Annotated in this window: 17 protein-coding genes; 1 reads left to right on the forward strand and 16 read right to left on the reverse strand. The window is 46.0% G+C overall.

The genetic code is table 11. The annotated features are described in order from the left end of the window. Window positions 1–21: 21 nt before the first annotated feature. The 13 genes from uvrB to KGMB01110_RS02810 form a co-directional block, all read right to left on the reverse strand. Window positions 22–2007: an excinuclease ABC subunit UvrB gene (gene uvrB, locus KGMB01110_RS02750; protein ID WP_119297484.1), complete on the reverse strand. Its 1986-nt coding sequence runs from the start codon at window positions 2005–2007 to the stop codon at window positions 22–24. 194 nt (window positions 2008–2201) lie between these two features. Beyond that, window positions 2202–2732, reverse strand: a complete 531-nt coding sequence (locus KGMB01110_RS02755; RefSeq protein WP_119297485.1) for a phosphatase PAP2 family protein — start codon at window positions 2730–2732, stop codon at window positions 2202–2204. A gap of 319 nt (window positions 2733–3051) precedes the next feature. After that, on the reverse strand, window positions 3052–4059 hold the full coding sequence (locus KGMB01110_RS02760) for a calcium/sodium antiporter (protein WP_117889175.1): 1008 nt from the start codon (window positions 4057–4059) through the stop codon (window positions 3052–3054). 4 nt (window positions 4060–4063) lie between these two features. Then, window positions 4064–4597 carry a hypothetical protein gene (locus KGMB01110_RS02765; protein WP_136626674.1) on the reverse strand — a complete coding sequence of 178 codons (534 nt, stop codon included), beginning with the start codon at window positions 4595–4597 and terminating at the stop codon, window positions 4064–4066. A gap of 44 nt (window positions 4598–4641) precedes the next feature. Then, window positions 4642–5622 carry a choloylglycine hydrolase gene (gene bsh / locus KGMB01110_RS02770; RefSeq protein WP_119297487.1) on the reverse strand — a complete coding sequence of 327 codons (981 nt, stop codon included), beginning with the start codon at window positions 5620–5622 and terminating at the stop codon, window positions 4642–4644. Window positions 5623–5814: 192 nt separating this feature from the next. Next, a complete protein-coding gene (locus KGMB01110_RS02775; RefSeq protein WP_119299053.1) occupies window positions 5815–6321 on the reverse strand; it encodes a CarD family transcriptional regulator in 507 nt (168 codons plus the stop codon). 177 nt (window positions 6322–6498) lie between these two features. Next, the gene (ytvI, locus tag KGMB01110_RS02780; protein WP_119297488.1) at window positions 6499–7647 is read right to left on the reverse strand and encodes a sporulation integral membrane protein YtvI; all 1149 of its coding nucleotides are present in this window, start codon (window positions 7645–7647) and stop codon (window positions 6499–6501) included. Further along, on the reverse strand, window positions 7637–8254 hold the full coding sequence (yihA, locus tag KGMB01110_RS02785; protein ID WP_117603838.1) for a ribosome biogenesis GTP-binding protein YihA/YsxC: 618 nt from the start codon (window positions 8252–8254) through the stop codon (window positions 7637–7639). Before yihA ends, ytvI begins: the two co-directional genes overlap by 11 nt. A 1-nt stretch (window position 8255) precedes the next feature. Continuing rightward, entirely contained in the window at window positions 8256–10631 is a 2376-nt protein-coding gene (lon, locus tag KGMB01110_RS02790; RefSeq protein ID WP_119297489.1) for an endopeptidase La, read from the reverse strand. 80 nt (window positions 10632–10711) lie between these two features. Further along, the gene (gene clpX, locus KGMB01110_RS02795; protein WP_117603836.1) at window positions 10712–11983 is read right to left on the reverse strand and encodes an ATP-dependent Clp protease ATP-binding subunit ClpX; all 1272 of its coding nucleotides are present in this window, start codon (window positions 11981–11983) and stop codon (window positions 10712–10714) included. A 17-nt stretch (window positions 11984–12000) separates the two neighbouring features. Next, window positions 12001–12588, reverse strand: a complete 588-nt coding sequence (gene clpP / locus KGMB01110_RS02800) for an ATP-dependent Clp endopeptidase proteolytic subunit ClpP (RefSeq protein ID WP_117603835.1) — start codon at window positions 12586–12588, stop codon at window positions 12001–12003. 76 nt (window positions 12589–12664) lie between these two features. Next, window positions 12665–13951: a trigger factor gene (gene tig, locus KGMB01110_RS02805; RefSeq protein ID WP_117889170.1), complete on the reverse strand. Its 1287-nt coding sequence runs from the start codon at window positions 13949–13951 to the stop codon at window positions 12665–12667. 189 nt (window positions 13952–14140) lie between these two features. After that, window positions 14141–14689: a DJ-1 family glyoxalase III gene (locus tag KGMB01110_RS02810; RefSeq protein WP_117603833.1), complete on the reverse strand. Its 549-nt coding sequence runs from the start codon at window positions 14687–14689 to the stop codon at window positions 14141–14143. A 140-nt stretch (window positions 14690–14829) separates the two neighbouring features. Here KGMB01110_RS02810 and KGMB01110_RS02815 point away from each other — a divergent pair, with 140 nt between their 5' ends. Continuing rightward, window positions 14830–15273: a CYTH domain-containing protein gene (locus KGMB01110_RS02815; RefSeq protein ID WP_119297490.1), complete on the forward strand. Its 444-nt coding sequence runs from the start codon at window positions 14830–14832 to the stop codon at window positions 15271–15273. 115 nt (window positions 15274–15388) lie between these two features. Here the strand turns inward: KGMB01110_RS02815 and KGMB01110_RS02820 are convergent, their stop codons facing one another. The 3 genes from KGMB01110_RS02820 to secA form a co-directional block, all read right to left on the reverse strand. Next, a complete protein-coding gene (locus KGMB01110_RS02820) occupies window positions 15389–16606 on the reverse strand; it encodes a homoserine dehydrogenase (protein WP_119297491.1) in 1218 nt (405 codons plus the stop codon). 11 nt (window positions 16607–16617) lie between these two features. Further along, window positions 16618–17728 (reverse strand): peptide chain release factor 2 gene (gene prfB / locus KGMB01110_RS02825; protein WP_117603899.1). Its coding sequence is split into 2 segments (ribosomal slippage): window positions 16618–17664 and window positions 17666–17728, totalling 1110 coding nucleotides; the frame shifts between segments, so codons are not numbered across the junction. A 25-nt stretch (window positions 17729–17753) separates the two neighbouring features. Continuing rightward, window positions 17754–20330: a preprotein translocase subunit SecA gene (gene secA, locus KGMB01110_RS02830; protein WP_119297492.1), complete on the reverse strand. Its 2577-nt coding sequence runs from the start codon at window positions 20328–20330 to the stop codon at window positions 17754–17756. Between the last annotated feature and the right edge of the window lie 15 nt (window positions 20331–20345).

Raw genomic sequence — 20345 nt, forward strand, 5'->3', positions numbered from 1 at the left:
AGTTTTTCTTTCGAAGTCATTTTACTCCAGATCGTTCAGCGCCTTCTTGATCTCTACCAATTGATCTCTTAAAACTGCTGCCGTCTCAAAATCCAGTTCCGCTGCTGCTTTCTTCATTTTCTTATTCAGTTTCTCAGCAGCCTTCTCCAGTTCCTGACGACTCATGGATTCCGGATCTTTCTCCATCTGCAATTCGGAAGTATCTGCTTTCTGTGAAATCGAAATCAGATCCCGAACCGGTTTCTCAATGGTCTTCGGAATAATTCCATGTTCTTCATTGTACGCTTCCTGAATCTCACGACGTCGCTTTGTCTCTTCAATCGCAAGTCGCATGGAATCCGTCATATTGTCCGCATACATGATGACATGACCCTCAGAATTTCGTGCCGCACGACCTATGGTCTGGATCAGAGATGTCTCCGAACGCAGGAATCCCTCTTTGTCCGCATCCAGGATCGCCACCAGCGTAATCTCCGGAATATCCAACCCTTCTCTTAACAGGTTGATTCCCACCAACACATCAAACACATCCAGACGCATATCCCGGATAATCTCTGTCCGTTCCAGCGTATCAATATCAGAATGAAGATATTTGACCCGAATCCCCACCTCCCGCATATAATCGGTCAGATCTTCTGCCATACGTTTTGTCAGCGTCGTGATCAGAATCTTATGTTTCTGGGCAATTTCTTTACGTACTTCTCCAATCAGATCATCAATCTGGCCTTCCACCGGACGAACTTCCACCTCCGGATCCAGCAAACCAGTCGGACGGATCACCTGTTCTGCGCGGAGAAGTTCGTGTTCCTCCTCATAAGTTCCCGGTGTTGCCGACACAAACAGCACCTGATTGATCTTACTTTCAAACTCCTCAAAGTTCAACGGTCGGTTATCCTTCGCCGAAGGCAGACGGAATCCGTAATCTACCAGAGTTGATTTTCTGGACTGATCCCCGTTGTACATTCCACCGATCTGCGGAATCGTCTTATGAGATTCATCAATCATCATAATAAAATCATCCGGGAAATAGTCGATCAACGTATAAGGTGGCTGTCCCGGTTTCAGTCCTGATAAATGTCTGGAATAATTTTCGATTCCGGAACAAAATCCCGTCTCTTTGAGCATCTCAATATCAAAATTGGTTCGTTCTTCTATACGCTGTGCCTCCAGAAGCTTGTCTTCAGATTTGAAATAGCGTACCCGCTCCTGCAATTCTTCCTCGATTGCTTCTGTTGCCCGTTTGATCACTGTACGATCCACTACGTAATGGGAAGCCGGGAATATTGCCACATGTTTCAATTCTCCTTTGATCTCACCGGTCAGCACATCAATCTCCGTAATCCGATCGATCTCGTCCCCGAAAAATTCCACCCGGATTGCTGTATCTTCCTCATTGGCGGGGATTACTTCCAGCACATCCCCTCGGACACGGAATGTACCACGCTTAAAATCCATGTCATTTCGATCATACTGGATCTCTATCAGCTTGCTGATCACCTCATCCCGGTCTTTGATCATACCCGGACGCAGGGAGATCACCATGTTCTGATAGTCTGTCGGACTACCCAGACCATAGATACAGGACACGCTGGCCACTATGATCACATCCCGCCGCTCTGTCAACGCCATGGTCGCAGACAGACGCAGCTTATCAATCTCGTCATTGATCGAAGAATCCTTTGCGATATAGGTATCGGATGAAGGGACATAAGCCTCCGGTTGGTAATAATCATAGTAGGAGATGAAGTACTCCACACTATTGTTCGGAAAAAATTCCTTGAATTCACTGTATAACTGAGCCGCCAATGTCTTATTGTGGGCGATGATCAGAGTCGGTTTATTCAGCTCCTGAATCACATTTGCCATGGTGAAAGTCTTACCGGAACCTGTAACACCAAGTAAGGTCTGACACTGATTTCCCTCTTTGAATCCCGCTACCAGTTCCGCAATTGCCTGGGGCTGATCGCCGGTAGGGCTGTATTTTGACACTAATTCAAAATGATCCATATGATTTCTCCTGATTGAATCTGTTTTATCGATAATATCGGAAATTGTTATATTCTTAGTATTGTTTCCTGTCCAGTATATCATTCCTAATATAAAAAGTACAGAACAAAATCGAATGTTTGTTCTGTACTTTTTATGCTTTCTATTGTTTTCACAGCTTTTTTGCTTATTTGTTCTCATTTTATCGAAAAGACTTACTTCCCGTCCCTCTTCTTCCCGATCCACTGCATTCCATAATATCCGATGGCTCCCGCTAGAATTCCTACCACGATTCCACCCAGAATATCCATCGGATAATGTACATATAAATACAGTCTGGAAAAAGCAATCAGCACTGCCAGCACACAGGCGCCTTTCCAGAGTTTTTTCTCTCCTGCCAGATACAGTGCACTGACTGCTGCAAAGGATGCTGCCGTATGTCCGGATGGGAAGGAATAATCATGAGGACGTGTAATCAGAAGCTGCACTGCCGTATTCACATCAAAGGGTCTGGTTCTCGCAACCAGATTTTTTAAAATTCCATTACACAAAATCACATCTGCCACAAGAGCTAGCGCCAGGATCATTCCCGTCTTGCGTGTTTTGGGCAATATCAACAAGATTGCCGTCAACAGAATCCAAATGATTCCTGCATTGCCCAGCTTTGTGATTCCGCACATAATCGAATCCAGAATCGGATGATGGATTGTCTGGATTGCATTTAATATCTGTAGCTCGATTCCCATTTTCTTTTCCCCTGTCTCCTGTTTCTTCTTTCTCTATTGTCTGTTCTGTTTCGTATCCTGTTTTCTTAGCTACCTCTCTGTTTTTTTCTCTCTTGTTTATCTTTCTTATTTGTCTATCTTATTTTCTCTCCGCTGCTTTGATTTCGACTCGTCGCCTCAAGCTCTGGCTCTGACTGCGACTTCATTTTTCTCACACAGTTTCTGCATTCCCAGCATCAGAGTGCTTCCGACCAGAAAGAGTTTGACTCCAAACTCTATCGAGATATGGCGCAAATCCACCCGAAACAAACCAGAGGTTCTTTTTTAAACCCATCCTAAACTATCGCATCACAATATACACTGCATAAACCAGATACAACAGCACCATCACGATTCCTTCCTTCGCACTGATCTTCCGTTTTGTGGCCGCAAACACCCAGACCACAAAAGAAAATCCGATCAGCACCAGAATATCGATCACATTTTCCCGGATAATGGCCATCGGACTGATGGAGGATGCGATTCCAAGCACCATCAGAATATTAAAAATATTGGAACCCACCGCATTTCCCACTGCCATATCCACTTCATTTTTTCTGGCAGCCACGATAGAAGTCACCAGCTCCGGAAGAGACGTTCCGATGGATACGATCGTCAGGCCCACCAGCGTCTGCGTCATACCAAGGTCAATGGCGATCCGGCTGGCAGAATCCACGGTCAAATCTCCGCCAATCGCAATAGCAATAGCACCTCCTACAATAAAGAGCAGGCTTTTGGGAAGGGACAGAAGTTCCAGTTCCTCTTCCGCTTCTTCATATTCTTTCCATTCTTCCTTCTGTTCCTGACTTCTTGCCGACAATGCACTTTTCAGCATCAGCCCGATATAACCGGCAAACAGGATCAGGAACAGGATACCATCCAGATGTCCCAGCGTCATACCGAAAGTATCTCCGATTCCTGCAATTCCGCAGGCAAGCAAGACAACTGCACAGAGAATGGAAAGTGGAATATCTCTTCTTATGGTGTCTTTATGCACAAAAATCGGTGCCAGCATCGAGCACACTCCGATCACGAACATCAGATTGAAAATATTGGATCCCACTACATTACTGATAGCCAACTCGTTATTGTGTGCGATCGAAGCTGTTACGCTGACCGCGGTTTCCGGCAGTGAAGTGCCCATTGCCACGATAGTCAGTCCGATAATGATGGACGGAACCTTCAGTTTTTTTGCCACGTTGGAACTTCCTTCCACAAAGAAATCCGCCCCTTTGATCAGAAGGACGAATCCCACGACCAGACAGCCGATCACAGCCAGCAGTGGTGCTTTATTTATCATATCTCCCATTTTACTACTCCTCGATTCCGAAAAAACTCAGCATTTCTTTTACTGCATCCCCATTATCAAAGGGATTGCGCTCAATCAGATAAAACTTTCCGTCCCACGGGATCTTCACCTTCCAGGTGTTGATCTCTGCCTCATTCAATGCATAAGACGGTATCTGGGCGATCACCGTATCTTTCCTGTCCATAAACAGGATTTCTCCCTTTCGGTATGCGATCATCTGCATCTTCTTCTGGCTTACGATCCTCAAAGTAATGCAGACCACGATCAGCACTGCCATGATCGATTCCAGCACCACATCCGTCTGTCCGGAAAGTGTCATTCCCGCAAGACAGATCAAAAGCGCAATGATCATCGGTACCGAAAAGATCTTCATCTGCAATCCTCTATAATAACCGGACACCAGAAAATGATAGGCTCCACCTGTACTGTCCTCATTTTCCTGTACCAGCTCATCCGTCTGTTTCTGCAGTTTCCTGTTCATGGCCTGTGTCAGTGCTTCGCTGACTGCCTTCGCCACCATCCTCTGTAAAAAATGCATGTCCTCTCTCCTCTTTCTCTCCTGTTCTCTGATATGCCTGCTGATCAGCCATTCTGCCAATGAATCTGCTCTCCGGTAATCAACGGGTAACTGATCAGTCGTTCTGCCTTCAGATCCTCTGCATACATATCCACACCTGTGATCTGATGATTCTCATATGTCGTGTAATAGTATATGCCTTTCTGAGCATTCCAACAAGAGGTATAGAGCGTAATTTCATATTTTCCTTCTGCCACTTCGCAGCATCCTCTCTGCTGATCCACAGAACCGAGAATATGGAAGAACTGGCTGATGCTTTCTTTTTCTGAATCTCCGGAGATTGCATGCAGTTTTGTAAATGCCACCTTTGCAAAACGGGATGCAGAAGAAAGATCTCCCGGAAGTCCGATGGATCCCATTCCACGGCTGTACGTCTGAAGCGGAAGGCTCGGATCAAACAGATTTTGCGGCTGTTTCGGAGACAGATGCATGTAGTTGTTCATCAGGAACATCTGTTGATCAAAAGGCGGGTTATTCGTCAGAACACCCACCGGATTGTCATAAATCTTCATTCCTGCTTCCATAAATTCCACCGTGATCGTCTCCTCTTTATCGGCGATCAGATAATGAAGCTGGGCGCAGGGTAACTGCTCACTATATGATGTATTCATCAGATTGGTCTGCTCCAGAAGTTTCTTCACTTCCTGCACCGATGCACACTGACTCAAAAGCCATGGAATCAGTTCATACTGTGCCACGTTTGCTTTTTCTTCTGAAAGTTCTTCCTCATAATGGGCATTTCCAACGAAATTAAGACCTGCAATCCCCACTCCTTTTTCATTTACCGCGTCATAATACAAGGGATAATCATTCACTACATATGCCATACCGATGATTGCATAGTGATTGTATCTGGTTTCATGATACCGAAACGGCAACGGATAATTCCGCGGCATGATCGTCACCTGATCCCCATAAGAAAATTCATAATCCAGAGTTCTTCCCATATAGAAGTCACTGGTCTGATAAGTTGCTGCTGTACACATAAACGTTCCTTCCTTTCTTTCACTCGTCACTTCGTATAGACGAAAAAGAATAGCCGGGATCTCCACCCGGCCATTTTCTCTTCTTATCCGGCGATGAATCAAAATCTACACTTGATTAAGATTTTATCGCTTGCCAACAATCCCGGAATGTACCTAATGGCACTTCCGGAACATGAGCTTCCTGCAAGTCTGTCAGGAAATGCTCTGTTCCACCCGTTCTGTTATAAATGTTTCCACTTCCCCGGATTCCATACCTAGGGCAAGTCCAAATTCGTTATAAAGATGATCTTCCGCAATCTTGAAAAACCGTTCATCACTGGATGTCATCTTTTTCCCCTGCTGTAAACGCTTCTGTTTTCGGGTATAGATCGTCTTGATCATCTTGATCCACTCCCGGCAATCGCAGGTTCGAAGTGCTTCTTTATAATGATCTTCCCGATGCTTTTCATCGGTGATCCACAGCAAATCGATCTCTTCCATATGGTCGATCAGTTCAAGTGCATCTTCTTTACTTATGATCGGCCGCATAATGACTTTCTGATTATCCACCGGCGTAAAGACCCGGCTTCCCGACCCCATTGGCTCCAACGTGTAATACAGACGGTCACTCCCTGATTTCGCGGATTCCAGGGGACCGATCCCGATTACTTTACATACTCCTTTTCCACCATAAATCAGCCAATCTCCAATTTTGAACAAAAACACCTCTCCTTTCTGCCTGTTCCATGCATTTTTCTGTACTGAAAAGATCAGCAATCGATAAAACTATTATCTGAAAATTAAGCCTCTTTCCACTCATATATACATATTAACAAGTTTTTCAGAATTTCGTAAGTATTTTTTTCAAAATATGCGTTTTTTTCTTATTCTTCTCTGTTATTCTTCTTTCTTCTTTTCTTTGCTGTCATCTTCCCTCAACCCAAGAATTCCTTCTACCAGAATGTTTACATCATCCAGAATATAGTCAAAGGCTCCTGCTTCTGTCATATTGATCAAGATCATTCCTAACGGCACTGCCACAATCATTCCGGTCACACCTCCCAGGCGATAACCAAGGTATAGAAGAATTAAAGTAACCAGCGGATTTAATCCCATGCTCTTGCCCAGCATACGCGGCTGGATCAACTGACGAACCAACTGAGTAATTGCATAAACTATCAGCAGCAATACTGCCATTTTTACATTTCCTACCAAGAACTTATACAAGGCCCATGGAATCATTGCAGTTCCTGTACCGAAAAACGGTAAGAAATCAAGAAACGCGATGACAATGGCGATCAGAACCGCATAATGCACCTGTAAAAGGGTCAATCCTACCCAGAGGATCAGAAAGACCACTCCCATAATCTTGATCTGGGCTTTCAGATAACCACCGACCGCATATTTCAGATTATCGGATACCAACGTCATACGTTTTACCACAGACGGCGGCGCCGTCTTCTTCGCCCATACCAGTACTTCTTCATGTTCCACCGTAAACAGATAGGCCGACATAATCGCCACGATGATGCTAATCAAATAGGATGGTACTCTCTTTGCAAAGTTTCCTGCAGCCGCCACCGTCGGTTCACTGATCTTGGTAATAAATGTTCCTACTTTCTGATCCATGTTCAGAAGGATATTATCCCATCCTTCCTGAAACTGCGGCGGCAGTCTGTGAAAGATTCCCTGAAGACTGTTCCCAATCTGATCCAGACCCGCTTCCAGTTCTTTATATAACTGAGGAATATTTTCCAGAAGGCTGATCGTCTCTGTCACCAGTTTGCTGATGGAGAAATATAAAATCAGCACGATCAGTGCCAACACCAGAATAACCACCAACGCCGATCCCAGTTTTTTTACGATGTTAAATTTTTTCTCCAGCCAGTTGACCAGTGGTGAGGCAATCATGGCAATCACCCATCCCACTACAAACGGAAACATCAGTGCCAGCACCTTCACGCCAACGATAACAAATGCGGCTGTTGCCAACAGACTGAACAGGAGACTGACCGCCACCTGCCAGTATGGTCTTCTATTCTGCATTTAAATCCTCCACCTTTTCCTCTGTCAGAAATTCCGTCTCAATCTTGTTCCAGATCTCCTCTCTTCCCTGCTTTGTCACAGAAGAATAGGGAATGATCTCTGTTCCCGGAAGCACTTCCAGCCCTTCCCGCAGTATCTTTAACTGTTTCTGGATCTGGCTGCGCTTGATCTTGTCTAATTTTGTTGCGATAATGATCGGTTTGTAGCCCTGCTCCAGAATCCAGTGATACATGATCTTATCATTGTTTCCCGGTGCATGGCGAATATCAATCAGCAAAAACACTGCTTTCAGTTGTTTTGACTGATGGAGATAACGCTCGATCATTTTTCCCCATTTTTCTTTCTCGCTGGCAGAGACCTTCGCATACCCATATCCCGGCAGGTCTACCAGATACATCTGTTCATTGATATTGTAGAAGTTAATGGTCTGGGTCTTTCCCGGCTTTGCCGAAATTCTCGCATAAGACTTCCGGTTCATCAATCCGTTGATCAGGGAAGATTTTCCCACGTTTGATTTCCCCGCAAATGCGATCTCCGGCTTGTCATTTTCCGGGAGTTTACTGGTCACTCCGCAGACCGTTTCCAGATTAATACTTCGAATAATCATCTTATTTCTCCTGTCCGCTCCCCTTGTCACTGTTTTTTTTACTTTCTGTTGTCTCTTCTTTTGTCAGCGCAAGCTTTAATACTTCATCCATATGTTCCACCGGGATAATTTCCAGACCTTTTGTGATCTCTGTGGATAACTCTTCCACATCCCGCTCATTTTCTTTCGGAACCAGAACCGTCTTGATGCCCGCATTTTTGGCTGCCAGAAGTTTTTCTTTTAAACCGCCGATCGGAAGCACTCTTCCTCGCAGTGTCACTTCTCCGGTCATGGCAAGATCTGCTCTGACTTTTTTACCGGTAATCGCAGAAAACATGGCGGTTGCCATGGTGATTCCGGCTGACGGTCCGTCTTTCGGAACTGCTCCTTCCGGAATATGTACGTGAATATCGTGTTCATTGAAAAAGTCATCTGCAATTCCATGCTCCCGGCTGATAGAACGGATATAACTGATTCCGGTGCGGGCAGATTCTTTCATCACATCTCCCAGTTGTCCGGTCAGCATGATGTCTCCGGATCCCGGCATTACATTAACTTCAATCTGAAGGGTATCTCCTCCCACACTGGTCCACGCCAGTCCGCGAACGATTCCCACCTCGTCTTCTTTGTTTGCCATCTGGTAAGTATAGATTTCTTTGCCAAGATATCTGGACATATTTTTCTCGGTAATATTGATCCGTTTCTTCTTCGTCTCCAGAATCTCTTTCGCACTCTTTCTGCAAATATCTCCGATCTTGCGCTCCAACTGCCGAACACCCGCTTCTCTGGTATAACTGTGGATCAGTTTTTCCAGAGCATGACGGCTTAATTTTACCTGTTTTTCATCCAGACCGTGCTTTTTCAGTTGTTTCGGAATCAGATGCTCCTCTGCGATATGGAGCTTTTCATTTTCCGTATAGCTGGTGATCTCGATCACTTCCATTCGATCCAGAAGCGGTCTCGGAATAGTCTGAAGCGTATTGGCCGTTGTCACGAACAGTACATCTGACAGATCCAGCGGCAGTTCCAGATAATGATCCCGGAATTTGCTGTTCTGCTCACTGTCCAGTACTTCCAGAAGTGCGGAAAAAGTATCTCCCTTATAATCGGTACTGACTTTATCGATCTCATCCAGAAGCATCAGCGGATTCTTTACCCCTGCGGTACGGATTCCGTTGGCAATCCGGCCCGGCATGGCTCCCACATAGGTCTTCCGGTGTCCGCGGATCTCCGCTTCATCCCGCACTCCTCCCAGAGAAATCCGAACATAAGGCTTCTTTAATGCTCTTGCCAGAGATTTCGCAATGGATGTCTTTCCGGTTCCCGGAGGTCCCACCAGACAAAGGATCGGAGCTTCCCCTTTCTTGGTCAGGCTTCGTACTGCCAGAAATTCCAGAACTCTTTCTTTGACCTGCTCCAGTCCATAATGATCTTCTTCCAGCACATCCTTTGCAAATTTCAGGTCATGATGTTCTTTTGCCGCCTTGTTCCACGGCATTTCCAGAAGCGTCTCAATATAGGTTCTGGTCACGCCGTTTTCCGCCGGAGAATACTGCGAACTCTTGAAACGGTTAATCTCCTTTTGCAGCTTCTCCTTCACTTCTTTGGGCGCCTTTAACTTCTTCGCCGCCTCTTCAAATTCTTCCGCATCAGAGATGGTATTGTCCTCTCCCAGTTCTTCCCGGATCAGTTTCAGTTGTTCTCGTAAAATGTATTCTCTCTGGTGTTTATCCACACGCTCTTTGACTTTTCCCTGGATTTCTTCCTTGATATTCAGGATCTCCACTTCGTTGACCAGTTTAAAAGCCAGAAGTTCATAACGTTTCCAGAAGTCTGTCTCCTCTAAAAGCTCCTGCTGTTCCGTATAATAAAACGGAACAATGGCTGAAATTTCTGCCATCATTTTTTTCAGATCTTTGATCTCCAGGATCTCCGCAATCGCTTCCTTGGAAATCTTTCCGCATTTTGCCGCATAGGCAGTAAACATCTCTTTCAGTCCCCGCCCCATGGCTTCTCCGTTCATGTCATCCGGGATTGTGATATTCTCATCGGAGAGAACCTCTACCGAAGACTGAAGGTAGGGATCTGATTCCTCCAGATACAAGAGCCTTCCTCTTGTCTCACCCGTTACCAGAACTCTTAAAATATTTTTCGGCAACTTGATGAGCTGTTTGATCGATGCTACGACTCCGATCTGATAGAGTTCATCCTGTCCCGGATTCTCTGCGTCGATCTCTTTCTGCGTCACCAGAAAAATCTGTTGCTGCTCTGTTGTCATTGCTTCCTGCACCGCTGCCACGGAACGCGGACGGCTGATATCAAAATGAACCGCCATTCCGGGCAGGATCGTCATACCTCTGAGGGCTACTGTCGGAAGGCTTTTTATTTCCTCGTTCATAACGTCCTCCTGTATTTTCAGTATAAAAGCACAGGCGGGCACATGGTCGTCCATCTGTACCCGCCTTCATATATGCACTTTTATGCGCTTTCTGTTGTCAGAAAATCCGCACGCTCTTCTCCATCGCACTCGTACAACGGCTCCGCACCGGATTCTACAACCTCTTTTGTAATTCTGCATCCCTTTATGGTCTCATCAGACGGAACTTTATACATGGTATCCATCATGATGCTTTCCATGATCGCGCGAAGACCTCTTGCTCCGGTCTTACGCTTCAGCGTTGTATCCGCGATTGCGCTCAACGCCTCTTTGTCAAACTCCAGTCTGACTCCGTCCAACTCCAGTAATTTCTGGTACTGCTTGACGATCGCACTCTTTGGTTCGGTCAGGATCCGGATCAATGCTTCTTTATCCAGCATATCCAGGGAAACTGTAACAGGCAGTCTTCCCACCAGCTCCGGGATCAGTCCGAATTTTACCAGATCCTGTGGAAGGATCTGATGTAAGAGTACATCAATATCTTCTTCATGCTTCTCTGCAATCTTTGCATTAAATCCAATGGATTTCTTGTCGATTCGATTCTCGATCAGCTTATCGATTCCTTCAAAAGCTCCACCACAGATAAACAGGATATTGGTGGTATTGATCTGGATCAGTTCCTGATGCGGGTGTTTTCTTCCTCCCTGCGGCGGTACTGATGCGATCGTACCTTCGATAATCTTAAGCAATGCCTGCTGAACTCCCTCACCGGATACATCTCTGGTGATGGATGGATTCTCTGATTTTCTTGTGATCTTGTCGATCTCATCAATATAGATAATTCCATGTTCCGCACGCTCAATGTCCCCGTCTGCTGCCTGAATGATCTTGAGCAGAATACTTTCCACATCTTCTCCCACATAACCTGCTTCTGTCAATGCGGTGGCATCTGCGATCGCAAAAGGAACATTTAATACTTTGGCAAGAGACTGTGCCAGCAGAGTCTTACCGCATCCGGTCGGTCCGAGCATCAGAATATTACTCTTCTGAAGATCGACCCCCAGGTCCTGCCCTGCCAGGATTCTCTTGTAATGATTATAAACTGCAACCGAAAGTACCTTTTTGGCCTCATCCTGTCCGATTACATAATCATCCAGAAACGCCTTGATCTCTTCCGGTTTCAGCAAGTTGATCTCTTCATACCCCTTTGGATCTTCATACTCAAATTCTTCTTCTATGATCTCTGCGCATACATCCACGCACTCATCACAGATATAGGCACCGTTAGGCCCTGCGATCAGTTTTCTGACCTGAGCCTGTGTTTTATTACAGAACGAACATCTGATCGTGTCATCCGTAAATTTTCCTGCCATTCTTTCACCTCAAATAATTAGTCTTCCCGTCCTGTGATCACCTTGTCGATCAGTCCGTATTCCATGGCCTCTTTTGCAGACATGAAATTGTCACGTTCTGTATCGATCTTGATGACTTCCAGTGGCTGTCCGGTATTTGCTGCCAGAATCTCATTTAAATTCTGACGGGTCTTTAAGATGTGCTCGGCAGCGATCTGAATCTCCGTTGCCTGTCCCTGGGCACCGCCTGATGGCTGATGGATCATAATCTCTGCATTTGGCAGAGCCATACGCTTGCCCTTTGCTCCGCCTGCCAGCAGGAAAGCTCCCATACTTGCCGCCATACCGATACAGATGGTAGATACATCACACTTGATGTACTGCATCGTATCGTAGATTGCCTTTCCGGCTGTTACAGAACCGCCCGGGCTGTTGATGTACATCTGAATATCTTTCTCCGGATCTTCTGCTTCCAGGAAGAGAAGCTCTGCCACGATAATATTGGCAGATACATCATTCACTTCTTCTCCCAGAAAAATGATACGGTCTTTTAAAAGTCTTGAATAAATGTCGTAAGAGCGTTCTCCACGGCTAGTCTGTTCAATGACATAAGGTACCAAACTCATATAGACTCCTCCTGTCTTAAACTGTCTTTCTGTTCCGTCTGTTGTAAGGATATCCCGGGAACTCGTTCCCTTCCACTTACTCTTCAACAGCAGAATCTGCCAGGAATGTCACTGCATCCTGTACAGCAATATCTTCCTTCATCTGCTCTTTCTCCTGATCTCCGATCAGTTCTTTTAATTTTTCAACTTCCATCTGATACTGTTCAGCCATCTTAGCAAGTTCTTCGTCCAGTCTCTCTTCTGTTACCTGGATATCTTCTGCTTTTGCAACAGCTTCCAGAACCAGTCTGGTCTTGATACGTTTCTCAGCCTGCGGCTGTAATTCTTCCATCATCTTCTCAGCAGTCATACCTGTGAACTGGAAGTACTGCTCCAGAGACAGTCCCTGCTGCTGAATTCTCATGGCAAAATCATCTGCCATCTGTTTTACCTGCAGATCGATCATCGGCTGCGGAATATCCATCTCAGCGTTTTCGATAGCTTTCTCTACTGCCTGATCTTCTTTCTTCGTCTTAGCTTCTTCAATCTTGCGGTCTTTGATCTTCTGTTTTACGTTGGCTTTATATTCATCCAGAGTCTCAAACTCAGAAACTTCTGATGCAAATTCATCATCTACTTCCGGAAGCTCGTTTACTTTGATTCCCTGAACGGTGCATTTGAATACTGCTGCCTTACCAGCCAGTTCTTCTGCCTGATACTCTTCCGGGAATGTTACGTTTACTTCCATCTCTTTTCCGATCTCAGCGCCGATGAGCTGCTCTTCGAATCCCGGGATAAATGCGCCGGAACCGATGGTCAGAGGATATCCCTCTCCTTTTCCGCCTTCAAATGCAACACCGTCAACGAATCCTTCAAAGTCCAGAGTTACCTGATCCTTGTCCTGAACGGCACGGTCTGTAACATCTACCAGTCTTCCGTTGCGCTCGCGCTCTTTCTCGATCTCAGCGTCTACTTCTTTTGCGGTAACTCTTGTAGAAGTCTTATCCACTTTCAGTCCTTTATATTCACCCAGAGTTACTTCCGGTTTTACAGCAACTTCTGCTGTAAAGATAAACGGTTTCCCCTTTTCAAGCTGTACAACATCTACGGTCGGCTGGGAAACGATATCCAGTTCGCACTCATCATAAGCTTTGGAGTAATTCTCAGAGATCAGCTGATTTGCTGCATCCTCATAGAAGATCTCTACTCCGTACATCTTCTCGATCATCTGACGCGGAACTTTTCCTTTACGGAATCCCGGTACAGAAATAGATTTTCTCTGTTTCAGATAAGAAGCCTGAATTGCTTTTTCTACTTCTGCTGCGTCAACTTCGATGGTCAATTTGGCCATGTTATGTTCCAGATTTTCTACTTGTAAACTCATTTTATAATTTCCTCCTTGAAATAAGTGTCCTGCTTGACACGATAAAATGCAGACTACGCCACACTTACAGTCATTGAGATAGTATAGCATATAAGGCAAGTAATTACCAGACCTTTTTCACCTGTTTTGACTGGTTTTGTCCACTTTTCCGCCACTTTTACTGCACTTTTCCTCTGTTTGCCTCTGTTTTTATGCAAAAACGATGGATTTTCCGATTTCTTCTGCCTTTTTTGCGTCACAAAGCAGCTCTACCAGCTTCAAGGCGAACGGAATTGCCGTTCCGACTCCTCTGCTGGTTACCAGATGTCCATCCACCGACACCGGATCAAAGGAAACATTTGCTCCCACAAGTGCCTCTTCCATTCCCGGATAAATGCTGGCTTTCTTTCCCTCTGTCAGTCCCAGACCTCCGAACACACTCGGCGCCGCACAGATCGCTGCCAGATAGGTTCCGTTCTTATCTTCCGCCTCCAGAAGTTCTGCCAGTCCTTTGTGCTCTTTCAGATGTAAGGTTCCCGGCATGCCGCCCGGCAGGATCAGAAGATCTGCATCGGAAAAATCCGCCTCCTCAAAAAGGATATCTGCCTGGACCGTAATCTGTCTTGCCCCGCAGACCAGCCTGCTGCCGGTCACAGAAACCATAGTCACTTCCACGCCCGCTCTTCTCAGCAGATCCACCGGAGTCATTGCCTCCACTTCTTCAAATCCTTCTGCCAGAAATATGTATGCTTTTTTCATTCTGCTCTCCTCCTTGATTTTTCTTTTTTCTTCTTTTATTATGAAAGTATCATAAAGATTACGGGATTATGGAAATGCGATGCACCTATCCATCCACATAATCGAATAAATTATTTAGAAATATAAAGGTGGTACTTCTTATGGAAATTGAACGCAAATATCTGATCGACCAGATTCCCTTTGACCTGTCTGAATATCCTTCCCGCAAGATTGAACAGGGTTATCTCTGTACGGAACCGGTGGTCCGGATCCGCCGTGACGGAGAGGATTATTATCTGACCTATAAATCCAAAGGCCTCATGGTCCGGGAGGAATACAATCTTCCTTTGACCCGGGACGCCTATGAACACTTAAAACCCAAGGCCGACGGCCGCATCATTACCAAAGAACGGTTCCTGATCCCACTTGATGATACCCTTACCATTGAGCTGGACCGGTTTGAAGGAGATCTGGCTCCGCTTCTCCTTGCCGAAGTGGAATTTCAGGATGAGGATTCCGCAAATGCATTCGTCCCACCGGACTGGTTTGGCGAAGATGTGACCTTCTCTTCCAAATATCATAACAGTACGTTGAGCCGGATTTAACACAACTTTGTCCTGTCTTTTTCAGACAAAAGCCTGCAGGCACCAAAATCTCCGTATCATCTGTCAGGTTCACAAAATCCCCCACTCTGCTCCAGAGAGTGGGGGATTCTTTTCTTTATCCTTCCATTCGGATCCGTGAAAGAATTGCCGGGAATTCTTTTGCATGTTCCTCATATTCATTTTCAGAGATCTTTCCGGTGATAAATCCAAATTCACCTTCCACACCTTCTGCCTTCACAATCTCAATTGCTCCGAACTCACTCTCCAGATGTGCTTTTAATGCAGCCTCTTCCCCACGGATTCGTACAAAGAATTTTTTCTTCGTCTCACCGATCGGGAACAGTTCCAGCTTGTCACTCTTCCACATGGTCATCACGTTGCGGTTCAGGTTCTTCGCTTCCTCTACCACATCAGATACCACGGCACTGGCAGTCGGCAGTTTTCCGGCTCCGCTTCCGTAGAACATGGCATCTCCCAGTACATTTCCATGTACAAAGATGGCATTGAACACGTCATTTACATTATAAAGCGGATGCTCTTTACCTAAAAGATAAGGTGCCACAATCGCATGGAGATGATCTCCGTCCCGTTTGCAGATGGCAAGCAGCTTAATGGTCATATCCATGGCTCTTGCATAGTCCATATCTTCTGTTGTGATCTTTGTGATTCCTTCACAGTAAATGTCTTCAAAATCCACCTGCTGTCCGGAAATCAGAGATGCCAGGATTGCGATCTTACGGCAGGCATCATAGCCTTCCACATCCGCCTCCGGATTACGCTCTGCATATCCGTTGTCCTGTGCTTCCTTTAATACGGTATCATAATCCGCACCCTCATAGAACATCTTGGTCATCATGTAGTTTGTGGTTCCATTTAAGATTCCGGTGATCTCTTCGATCTCATCTGCAGTCAGTGAAGTATTCAACGGGCGGATGATCGGAATTCCACCACCCACACTGGCTTCAAACAGGAAATTAATATTCTTTTCCTGAGCGATCGACAACAGCTCTGCTCCGTGCTTTGCCACCAGTGCCTTATTAGAAGTAGCTACGCTTTTTCCTGCCAGAAGCGCACTCTTTACGAAAGTATAAGCAGGCTCAATCCCACCCATTACTTCTACTACGATCTTTACTTCCGGATCGGATAAGATCACATCATAATCATGAACAATCTTCTCCTGGATCGGATCCTCCGGGAAATCCCGAAGATCCAGCACGTACTTTACAGCGATCTCATCGCCCACTCTCTGGTTGATCCGTGTGCCGTTTGTGTTGATTACTTCTACGACTCCGGATCCTACGGTGCCATAACCTAAAACTGCAATATTGACCATGTCATCCTCCTTTAGCCTGCGTTAAATTCTGATTTCAGATATGCGTTGATAAACAGATCCAGATCTCCGTCCATCACTGCCGACACGTTTCCTGTCTCCGCATTGGTCCGGTGATCCTTCACCATCGTATAGGGCTGCATTACATAAGAACGGATCTGATTTCCGAATCCGATCTCTTTGATCTCTCCTCTGATATCTGAGACTTTATCAGCCTGTTCCTGTTGTTTTAAAATGTATAATTTTGACTTCAGCATCTGCATCGCCTTGTCCTTGTTCATGTGCTGAGAACGTTCATTCTGGCACTGTACCACAATTCCCGTCGGCAGATGGGTAATACGGACTGCCGAAGAAGTCTTGTTGATGTGCTGACCTCCGGCACCTCCTGCACGGTAAGTATCAATCCGCAGATCGTCATCATTGATCTCCACATCCACATCTTCCTCAATATCCGGAATCACGTCACAGGACGCAAAAGAGGTCTGACGTTTTCCCGCCGCATTAAACGGAGAGATCCGCACCAGACGGTGCACCCCTTTTTCTGATTTCAGATACCCGTAGGCATTATCCCCCGCCACCTCAAAGGTCACGGCTTTTAAGCCCGCCACATCTCCATCCAGATAATCCAGGACTTCTACCGAAAATCCTTTCTTCTCCGCCCAGCGGCTGTACATTCTATAAAGCATGCCTGCCCAGTCACAGGACTCTGTACCGCCGGCACCCGCATGGAGTGTCACGATAGCGTTGCTGCTGTCATATTTTCCGGAGAGCAGGGTCTGGATCCTGAATTCCTCCAGGCTTGCCTTGAAGGCTTCCAGTTCTTCCTGTATCTCTTCCGTCACACTTTCGTCCTGTTCCTCTTCGCTCATCTCAATGAGCATTTCCATTTCTTCGTAGGAATCTTTCAGATGATCAATCTTCTCCACATAATCCTGCAATCCTTTCAGCCGCTTCATCACCTGCTGCGACTCCTCCGGATCATCCCAGAATCCCGGTTCCTCGATCCTCTTTTCTAATTCCTCGATCCGCTCTTTCTTTTCAGGGAGGTTAAAGTGAATCCCTCAATTCTTTCAGCGGTTCTTCATATGCCAGAAGCTCTGTTTTCAGTTCATCCAACAATACCACCTTAATCACCTCTTTCATTTTAATATTAAACTGCTTTTCTTCCGCAGCACTGTTTGTATTTTTTGCCGCTTCCGCAAGGACACGGGTCGTTCGGATAAATCTTCTTTTCTTCCCGTTTCTTCGGTGCTTTTACCGCACTGTCATCCTTGTTGGTACCGGTTACTTTTGCGACCTGCTCTCTTTCAGCTTTCTGCTCTACCCGGACATGGAACAAAGTACGTACCGTCGTCTCCGTAATGGAGTTGGTCATCTCCCCGAACATTTCATATCCAAGCATCTTGTATTCTACCAGCGGATCTCTCTGGCCATAAGCCTGGAGTCCGATTCCCTGACGGAGCTGATCCATGTCGTCGATGTGATCCATCCATTTTGCATCGATAACTTTTAAGAGAACCACTCGCTCCAATTCCCGCAGATGTTCTGGTTCCGGGAATTCTGCCTCTTTTGCCTCGTAAGCCTTGACCGCACGTTCCTTCAGCAGATGCTTCAACTCTTTCTGCTGCATTCCGCTTATATCCTCTTTGGTCGGCAGCGCCAGAGACGGAATGGTATTTTTCAGGCTGACTTCCAGTTCGGTCAGATCCCATTCCTCAGAATCCTGATCTGCAGATATACAGCGATCCACCGTATTTTCCACATAATCTGTAATCATGTGGTAGATCGGATCTCTCATATTTTCTCCGTCCAGAACCTGACGTCTCTCTTCGTAAATGATCTCTCTTTGCTCATTCATGACCTGATCATATTCCAACAGGTTCTTACGAATTCCAAAGTTGTTGTTCTCGATCTTCTTCTGTGCCTTTTCGATGGCGTTAGACAGCATCTTATGCTCAATCTGCTCTCCATCTTCTACGCCCAGAGTATTGAACACATCCATCAGACGTTCTGATCCGAACAGACGCATCAGATCATCTTCCAGGGAAATGTAGAATCTGGATTCTCCCGGATCTCCCTGTCGTCCGGAACGTCCACGCAACTGATTATCGATACGTCTGGATTCGTGACGCTCTGTACCGATGATCTTCAGACCTCCGGCCTTCTTTGCATCCTCGTCCAGCTTGATATCCGTACCACGACCTGCCATATTGGTCGCGATGGTCACGGCTCCGTGTACTCCGGCATCTGCGACGATCTCTGCCTCCAGTTCATGATATTTCGCATTCAACACATTATGCTGGATTCCTTCTTTTCTTAACATCTTGCTGAGCAGCTCAGAAACCTCAATGGTGATCGTACCTACCAGAACCGGTTGTCCGGTTGCATGGGCACGTTTGACTTCTTCTACTACTGCCTCATATTTTTCCCGTTTTGTCTTATAAACGGCATCTTCCAGATCCACTCTCTGTACCGGTACATTAGTCGGAATCTCGATTACGTCCATTCCGTAAATATCACGGAACTCTTTTTCCTCAGTCAGAGCCGTACCGGTCATACCGCACTTCTTATCGAACTTATTAAACAGGTTCTGGAATGTAATGGTCGCCAGTGTCTTACTTTCTCTTCTTACCTTTACATGCTCCTTCGCCTCGATTGCCTGATGCAAACCGTCGGAATAACGACGTCCCGGCATGATACGTCCGGTAAACTCATCGACGATCATGACTTCATTGTCCGGAGTCACCACATAATCCTGATCACGGAACATCAGATAATGCGCACGCAAAGCCAGGATAATGTTGTGCTGGATCTCCAGGTTCTCTGCATCTGCCAGGTTATCGATGTGGAAGAATTTCTCAACTTTTCGCACACCATCTTCTGTCAGGTTGATATTTTTCTCCTTTTCATTGACGATGAAATCCCCGGTCTCTTCGATATCTTCTCCCAGGATGGCATTCATCTTGGAAAATTCACCGCTTGCCTCTCCACGTACCAACTGACGCGCCAGGATATCGCAGGCTTCATACAGCTTTGTGGATTTGCCGCTCTGTCCGGAAATGATCAGCGGAGTACGTGCCTCGTCGATCAGGACAGAGTCCACCTCATCAATGACCGCAAAATGCAACCCTCTTTGTACCAGTTGCTTCTTGTAAACCACCATGTTGTCACGCAGGTAGTCGAATCCCAGTTCATTGTTGGTTACATAAGTAATATCACAGTTGTAGGCAGCCCGTCTTTCTTCGTTGTCCATAGAGTTCAGAACCACGCCGACTGTCAGCCCCAGAAATTCATGAACCTTTCCCATCCATTCCGCATCACGCTTTGCCAGGTAATCATTGACCGTGACGATATGGACACCCTGTCCGTCCAGTGCGTTTAAGTAAGCCGGAAGTGTGGATACCAGAGTCTTACCTTCACCGGTCTTCATTTCAGCAATTCGTCCCTGATGCAGGATAATACCACCGATCAACTGTACCCGGTAGTGGCGCATTCCCAGGACTCTGGTTGCAGCCTCTCTTACTACGGCGTATGCCTCCGGAAGAATATCATCCAGAGTCTCTCCTTCTGAAAGGCGTTTCTTAAATTCCTGTGTCTTGCCTCTCAACTCTTCATCGGACAAAACCTGCATCTCAGATCCCAATGCTTCAATATGATCTACGATCGGATAAATCCGTTTCAGCTCATTTTCACTGTGAGTTCCAAAAATCTTTTCAATTAAACCCATAATCTACTCCTTGTT

The sequence above is a fragment of the Mediterraneibacter butyricigenes genome (assembly GCF_003574295.1).
Taxonomy (GTDB): Bacteria; Bacillota; Clostridia; order Lachnospirales; family Lachnospiraceae; genus Mediterraneibacter_A; species Mediterraneibacter_A butyricigenes.